Origin of the sequence: Sphingopyxis sp., assembly GCF_050725615.1 — a bacterium.
In the GTDB taxonomy this organism is placed as follows: domain Bacteria; phylum Pseudomonadota; class Alphaproteobacteria; order Sphingomonadales; family Sphingomonadaceae; genus Sphingopyxis.
Genome location: NZ_JBOHHU010000049.1, coordinates 23,281 through 30,443, shown reverse-complemented (window position 1 = coordinate 30,443; position 7,163 = coordinate 23,281). Strand labels below are relative to the sequence as shown.

Sequence of the window (7,163 nt, the reverse complement as noted above, 5' to 3'; positions counted from 1 at the left end):
GTCATAGGCCGCGCGCTTCTGGGGGTCGCGCAGGCAGTCATAGGCCTCGCTGATCGCCTTGAAGCGCGCTTCGCTGTCGTCGCACCCCGGATTCTTGTCGGGGTGATATTTCATCGCGAGCTTGCGATAGCTGGCCTTCAGCGTCGCGTCGTCGGCGGTGCGCTCGCATTCGAGCAGTTCATAATAATCGATGTCGAGCGACATAATCTATCGGCCCCTAGCCTTACCTCCCATCGCCGTTCGCCCTGAGCCTGTCGAAGGGCCGTCCTTTCTTCGCGGTGGAAGGTGAAGGACGGTGCTTCGACAAGCTCAGCACGAACGGCATGAGAGGTCAGCCCTTACTTCTTGTCGTCTTCGACTTCCGAGAATTCGGCGTCGACGACGTCTTCGTCGGCTTTCGGCGCTTCGCCATCGGCGCTGGGGGACGCTGCGGCCTGCTGCTCCTGCTCATAGATCGCCTGACCGAGCTTCATCGCGACCTGCGCGAGTGCCGTCGACTTTTCGGTCATCGCGGTGGCGTCGCCGCCCTCGACTGCGGTCTTCGCTTCGGCCACCGCCGCCTCGATCTCGGCCTTCAGGCTTGCATCGACCTTGTCGCCATGCTCGCGGAGCTGGCTCTCGGTCGAATGGATCAGGCTTTCGGCGTTGTTCTTCGCCTCGGCGGCCTCGCGGCGCACCTTGTCTTCCTCGGCGAACTGCTCGGCATCCTTGACCATCTGGTCGATGTCGGCGTCCGACAGGCCGCCCGACGCCTGGATCTTGATCTGCTGCTCCTTGCCGGTGCCCTTGTCCTTGGCGTGGACCGACACGATGCCGTTGGCGTCGATGTCGAAGGTCACCTCGATCTGCGGCACGCCGCGCGGCGCCGGCGGGATGCCGACCAGATCGAACTGACCCAGCGCCTTGTTGTCGGCGGCCATTTCACGCTCGCCCTGGAACACGCGGATCGTCACCGCCGACTGGTTGTCGTCGGCGGTCGAATAGACCTGGCTCTTCTTGGTCGGGATGGTGGTGTTGCGGTCGATCATGCGCGTGAACACGCCGCCCAACGTCTCGATGCCGAGGCTCAGCGGAGTGACGTCGAGCAGCAGCACGTCCTTGACGTCGCCCTGCAGCACGCCCGCCTGGATCGCGGCGCCGATCGCGACGACTTCGTCGGGGTTCACGCCGGTGTGCGGTTCCTTGCCGAAGAAATCCTTCACGACTTCGCGCACGCGCGGCATGCGCGTCATGCCGCCGACGAGCACGACCTCGTCGATCTCGGCGGCGCTGACGCCGGCGTCCTTGATCGCCTTCTTGCACGGTTCGAGCGTCCGCTTGATCAGATCCTCGACCAGCTTCTCCAGGTCGGCGCGGGTGATCGTCTTGACCAGATGCTTCGGCCCGTTGGCGTCGGCGGTGATGAAGGGCAGGTTGACCTCGGTCGTCGCGGCCGACGACAGCTCGATCTTCGCCTTTTCGGCGGCTTCCTTCAGGCGCTGGAGCGCCAGCTTGTCGCCGCGCAGGTCGATGCCTTCGTCCTTCTTGAAGGTATCGGCGAGGAACTCGACGATCTTGCTGTCGAAATCTTCGCCGCCGAGGAAGGTGTCGCCATTGGTCGACTTCACCTCGAACACGCCGTCGCCGACTTCGAGGATCGAGATGTCAAAGGTGCCGCCGCCAAGGTCATAGACCGCGATCGTCTTGTTCTCGGTCTTGTCGAGGCCATAGGCGAGCGCCGCCGCGGTCGGCTCGTTGATGATGCGCAGCACTTCGAGGCCCGCGATCCGGCCGGCGTCCTTGGTCGCCTGGCGCTGGGCGTCGTTGAAATAAGCGGGGACGGTGATCACCGCCTGCTCGACCTTTTCGCCCAGATAGGCTTCGGCGGTTTCCTTCATCTTCTGCAGGATGAAGGCGCTGATCTGCGACGGCGAATAATCCTCGCCGCCGGCCTTGACCCACGCGTCGCCGGTCGGGCCCTTGACGATCGAATAGGGGACGAGCTCCATGTCCTTCTTGGTCATCGGATCGTCGAAGCGGCGGCCGATCAGGCGCTTCACCGCAAAGATGGTGTTTTCGGGATTGGTGACTGCCTGGCGCTTCGCGGGCTGGCCGATCAGCCGCTCGCCGTCCTTGGCGAAGGCGACGATCGACGGCGTCGTGCGCGTGCCTTCCACATTTTCGATCACCTTGGGTTTGCCGGCTTCCATCACCGCCACGCAGCTGTTGGTGGTGCCGAGGTCGATCCCGATCACTTTGGCCATAGTCTTACACGTCCTTCATTGTCTCATTGGCGCCCTGAACAGGCACGCCTGGATAGGTTTCAGGCCGCGATATAGGTGCGCTTATCCTTGGCACAAGGACTCATTGGGCTTATCGAGGGCAGGAATTTGCCCCTGTTTACGGAGTCCTCGCATGAAGCCCTTCCCCCGCCGCCTGCTGATCGGCGCCACCCTCGCCGCCGCCGCCTTCGGCCTGGCCGCTTGCGAGGAAAATATGGGCAAGGGGCCGGTGCTCCATATTTCGGGCGGCCAGATCGAGATGGGGGCGACCCCCGACCGTCCGGCGGTCGGCTATTTCACCGTCAAGGGCGGCGACGCGCCGGTCGAGCTGGTCGCGGTGTCGGCCGACCTCGCTCAGCGCATCGAGATGCACGAAAGCGTCAAGGAAAACGGCATGATGACGATGAAGTCGCTGACCAGTGCGCCGGTGCCGGCGCGCGGCACGCTCGAATTCAAGCAGGGCGGCAAGCATCTGATGATCTGGAACGTCAACCCGGCGGCGGTGCGCGCGGGCAAATTGTCGCTCGTCTTCATGTTCACCAACAACGACCGGATCGTCGTCGACCTGCCGATCAAGAATGCCTCGACGGCGGCCAGCGGCGGTGCGCCGATGGACCATGCGGCGATGGGGCATGGCGGTGACGATAAAAAGGCCGCCGACGCGGCGAAGAAATAAACCCAGGTGGATCGCGAGGGGCGCCGGCTGACGGAGGGAGAGGTCGCGCTTGCGCACAGCGTGTTCGGCGACGCGATCGACTATGACGTCGTGCGTATCCGTCACCGCAAATGGATATTCTTCCAGCCGCGCCGCATCGTGATGGCGCCGATGGGGCATCTCCATTTCCATCCGCGCGGCGACGTCTATTGCGACGATTTTTCGGAGCCCGCGACCGACGCGATGCGCGCCAAGGGGCTGTTCCTCCACGAAATGACGCATGTCTGGCAGGCGCAGCAGCGCGGGCGCTGGTATCTCGTCCTCATGCGCCATCCCTTCGCGACCTATGATTACAGCCTCAAACCCGGCTGGCCGCTCCACCGCTACGGCCTCGAGCAGCAGGCCGAGATCGTGCGCCATTATTGGATGCTGACGCAGGGCATGACGATCGGCGGCGCGCCGGGGATCGAGGCGTATCGGGCGATTCTGCCCGCCGAGTGGAAGGCCCGCAGCTGATGGGCAAGGGACTGAGCCAGCTCGGGGCATTGTTTGCGATGGCGGTGCTGCTGCCCGGCGCGGCGTTGGCCGCGGAAGAGGCGCTTGACGCCGGCGCGCTCCGGGCCGCCGGCGGCAGCCTGCCGGTGATGACATACGCGCCGCCTTCGGATGGCAAGGAAGCGCTTTTCGCGCGGGGCATTCAGGGCATGGTGCGGATTCGCGTCGTTGTCGGGACCGACGGCGCGCTGCGCGACGCATCGATTGCCGATTCGTCGCGTTCGCCGGAACTCGACGCCTTTGCGCTGGGCCTTGTCGGGCGCATGACGTTCCAGCCGGCCAAGGACAAGGCTGGACAACCGGTCGCGGTGATCGCGCATTTCCCCATGGAATTGTGGAAAGACAGTGCCATGGACGGCACGCTTTTCGCAAAAAGCTGCGGCGATTTCGTGATGGACGCCGACTGGTTTCGCCAGGCCTTTCCCGAAAAGCGGCCGGATCAACTGCGAGGCTGGCTCCTGCTCACGGGCATTTTTGTCGCGCAGCGATATAGCGCCGGCGCCAAGCTGGGGACCGGCCCCGATTTTCAGGCGGTCTATGACGCGTGCCGCGCGAAGCCCAAACGCAAGCTTGTCGACATGTACAAGCAGTTAGAATCATGACGGCTGCTTCTTCCGCCTCGATCGGCCTGAAACCATGAGCGATTTCGAATTTGTCTTTGCGCTCTACAGCCTGCTCCTCGGCCTCTCGATGGTCGAACTGCTCAGCGGTCTCGGCCGCGCGCTCGAAACGCGCTTTGCGGCCGAGGAAAGCCGCGAAAAATTCGCGATCGGCTGGTTGACGCCGCTGCTCGCGATCTTCGTGATGCTCGACCTGCTCTCCTTCTGGCAGGCGGCGTGGACGGTGCGCGAAAGCATCGCGGTATCGGGCCGGACCTTGATGGCGGTCGCGGCCTTTGCCAGCCTCTATTTCCTCGCCGCGCGGCTCGTCTTCCCGTCGCAGCCCGAGGGGTTCGCCAATCTCGACATTCATTATTTCCGTGTCCGCCGCGTCGTCCTGACGCTCTTGCTCATCCTGCTCGGCGCCCAGCTTGCCTTTTATCTGTCCCAGCCGGCGATGGCGGCGGTGGTCGCGCATCCGCTTGTCTGGGGCCTGACGCTGATCCTCGCCGCGCTGATGATCGTCGCGATGTGGGTGCGGACCGTGCGCGTCAGCATCGCGATTTTGTCGCTGCTCGTCGCGCGCTATGTCATCGTCTATCTGCTCTGAAGGAAAGGTGCCGCTCATGCCCGATGTCATCGACCGCTTCCGCTCCTCGACCTGGGGCTGGCTGCGCGGCACCCTGTTCGGCTGGCTGACCTTGCTGCTCTGCCTCGTCGGGGTCGGCTTTGTCATCATCCTCGCGATCTGGGTCCGCAATCTCGACGTCACCTACGAGCTGACCGAGGACCGGCTGATCCTGCGCAAGGGCATTTTCGTCAAAAGCATCGACGAGATCGAGTTCTATCGCGTCAAGGACGTCCGCATGGACTTCACCCTCGTCAACCAATGGGCGGGGATCGGCACGCTCGGGATCGATTCCTCCGACGAAACGACGCGCGACGGCCCGCTCGTCATCCCGCATATCGAACGCGCCGCCGAACGCCGCGAGGAACTGCGCCGGCTGGTCGACGCCGCGCGGCAGAAGCGCCGCGTGCGCGAACTCGACGTCGCGAGCGACCTGCTCTGACCTTGCCGTCGCTCCCGACGATGCTGCGCATTGCCCCGGCGCTGCTCGTCGCCGCTTTGGTCGCCTGCAGTTCGGATGGATATAGCGAGGAGAAGAGCTATCCGCTGCCGATCGGCGAATTGCGCGACCATCTCCTCAACCGCAACTATGTCCCCGGCAGCATCGAAGGCATGCCGGGCTGGCAGGTCGAAACGAAGCTGCTCGATGCCCGGATGATCGTCTGGCGGATCCACTTTGACGGAAAGTGGGAATATAACTGCTTTACCCAGATGACGCCGGACGATGCGGGACGCGACGAGACGCTGGTCCGGACGCATTGCGTGACCCCCGCCAATGACCTCCCCGACACGCCGACGAAGCAAAGGACGATCGCGCTGGCGAAGATGATCGACCGGATTCTGACGACGGTGACCGACCCGTTCGGAAAGAAACCCGGCGCCGACGATCGAAGCCTCTAGCCAAGCGCGCGCTGTTCGTCCTATGTTCCGCCCATGGATATCGCTTTGCTGCTCGCCCTCCTCGTCGCCCTCGTTCTCGGGGGGCTGATCGGCTGGCTGTTCGCGGGGCGGCAGGCGGGGGCGCTCAAGGCCGAGCGCGACGGCCTCTCGGAACGGTTCAAGGTCGCGGTGACCGACCTCGCGGCCGAGGCCGAGGCGCGCAAGGCCGCCGACCTGCAACTCGCCGGGCTGGTCAGCGAACAGCGCGCGCGCGACGAAGCGCATGACGCGCAGATCGCGCAATTGAAGGATGCGCAGGCGGCGCTCACCGCGCAGTTCCGCGAGGTCGGGCAGGTCATGCTCGACGGCGCGCAAAAGGCCTTCCTCGAACGCGCCGATGCGCGCTTCAAGGAAAGCGAGGCGACTACGGGCCAGCGGTTGCAAGGATTGCTGAGCCCGGTTCACGATCGGCTTGAAAAATATGAGCAGGCGGTCGCCAAGGTCGAGGCGGAGCGCCAGAACGCCTTCGGCCTGCTCCACGGCCAGATCGAATCGATGCGCGCGGGCACCGAACGCGTGTCGACCGAGGCCGCGAAGCTCGTCAACGCGCTGCGCAACGCCCCCAAGGCGCGCGGGCGCTGGGGCGAACAGCAACTACGCAACGTACTGGAGAGCTGCGGGCTCTCCGAACATGCCGATTTCCAGACCGAGGTCAGCGTGACCGATGGCGACGGCGCGCGGCTGCGTCCCGACGTAGTCGTGCGGGTGCCCGGCGGCCAGAATCTCGTCATCGACGCCAAGGTCTCGCTCAACGCCTATCAGGACGCCTTCGGTGCGGTCGACGAGGGCGAAAAGTCGCTCCATCTCGCCGCGCACGCCGCCGCGATGAAGGCGCATGTCAACACGCTCGGCGCCAAAAGCTACTGGAACCAGTTCGACGACACCCCCGATTTTGTCGTGATGTTCGTGCCGGGCGAGCATTTCCTCGCCGCCGCGCTCGATCAGGATCCGGCGCTGTGGGACTATGCCTTTGAGCGGAAAGTGCTGCTCGCCACCCCGACCAACCTCATCGCGATCGCGCGCACCGTCGCGGCGGTGTGGCGGCAGGAAAAGCTCGCCAACCAGGCGCGCGAGATCGCCGCGCTCGGCAAGGAACTCTATGCGCGCATGTCGGTGATGGGATCGCATATCGCCAAGGTCGGACGCAATCTCGACCAGGCGACGGGGGCGTATAACAGCTTCGTCGGCAGCTTCGAATCGCAGGTCCTGACCCAGGCGCGGCGTTTCGAGGCGCTCGATATCGAGACCGGCGACAAGGAGATTCCCCAGCTCGCTGCGGCTGAGCAGGCGGCCCGTCCTCTGTCGCGCATTTCGAGCAAGCCGATTGGCATCGTGGGAAATGAGGATTGAGATAACGGTAAAATAGAGATTCTGTCAGCGAAAAATAGGAGGGTTCAGTGGGTCCATAAAATATTGAAAACGAAATCAGTAGAATCTCAGGGCATGGCACTCAATCTTAGCTTGGAACAGATATCTCAAAGAAAATAGCATAAGAGTTTCTTGTTCAAATGGCTCGCATTTTTGCC

At 63.8% G+C, this 7,163-nt stretch carries 9 protein-coding genes; 7 read left to right on the top strand and 2 right to left on the bottom strand.

Translation table 11 applies throughout. From position 1 onward, the window contains the following. Together ACREB7_RS12690 and dnaK are read right to left on the bottom strand one after the other, a co-directional pair. Positions 1 to 204: DnaJ domain-containing protein (locus tag ACREB7_RS12690; protein ID WP_431592638.1), on the bottom strand; the 204-nt coding region annotated here is incomplete at its 3' end. Between the two features lie 134 nt (positions 205 to 338). Further along, positions 339 to 2,243: a molecular chaperone DnaK gene (gene dnaK, locus ACREB7_RS12685; protein ID WP_431592637.1), complete on the bottom strand. Its 1,905-nt coding sequence runs from the start codon at positions 2,241 to 2,243 to the stop codon at positions 339 to 341. 151 nt (positions 2,244 to 2,394) lie between these two features. Here dnaK and ACREB7_RS12680 point away from each other — a divergent pair, with 151 nt between their 5' ends. Genes ACREB7_RS12680 through ACREB7_RS12650 form a run of 7 tightly spaced genes read left to right on the top strand, consistent with a single transcriptional unit; the run spans position 2,395 to position 6,987 of the window. Beyond that, the gene (locus tag ACREB7_RS12680) at positions 2,395 to 2,937 is read left to right on the top strand and encodes a copper chaperone PCu(A)C (protein ID WP_431592636.1); all 543 of its coding nucleotides are present in this window, start codon (positions 2,395 to 2,397) and stop codon (positions 2,935 to 2,937) included. 6 nt (positions 2,938 to 2,943) lie between these two features. Further along, positions 2,944 to 3,432 carry a vgr related protein gene (locus ACREB7_RS12675; RefSeq protein WP_431592635.1) on the top strand — a complete coding sequence of 163 codons (489 nt, stop codon included), beginning with the start codon at positions 2,944 to 2,946 and terminating at the stop codon, positions 3,430 to 3,432. Between the two features lie 38 nt (positions 3,433 to 3,470). After that, entirely contained in the window at positions 3,471 to 4,073 is a 603-nt protein-coding gene (locus ACREB7_RS12670) for an energy transducer TonB (protein WP_431592634.1), read from the top strand. Positions 4,074 to 4,107: 34 nt separating this feature from the next. Beyond that, a complete protein-coding gene (locus ACREB7_RS12665; RefSeq protein ID WP_431592633.1) occupies positions 4,108 to 4,680 on the top strand; it encodes a hypothetical protein in 573 nt (190 codons plus the stop codon). Positions 4,681 to 4,696: 16 nt separating this feature from the next. Beyond that, a complete protein-coding gene (locus ACREB7_RS12660) occupies positions 4,697 to 5,140 on the top strand; it encodes a PH domain-containing protein (RefSeq protein ID WP_431592632.1) in 444 nt (147 codons plus the stop codon). Between the two features lie 20 nt (positions 5,141 to 5,160). Further along, on the top strand, positions 5,161 to 5,598 hold the full coding sequence (locus ACREB7_RS12655) for a hypothetical protein (RefSeq protein ID WP_431592631.1): 438 nt from the start codon (positions 5,161 to 5,163) through the stop codon (positions 5,596 to 5,598). 33 nt (positions 5,599 to 5,631) lie between these two features. After that, a complete protein-coding gene (locus tag ACREB7_RS12650) occupies positions 5,632 to 6,987 on the top strand; it encodes a DNA recombination protein RmuC (protein ID WP_431592630.1) in 1,356 nt (451 codons plus the stop codon). Positions 6,988 to 7,163 lie beyond the last annotated feature (176 nt).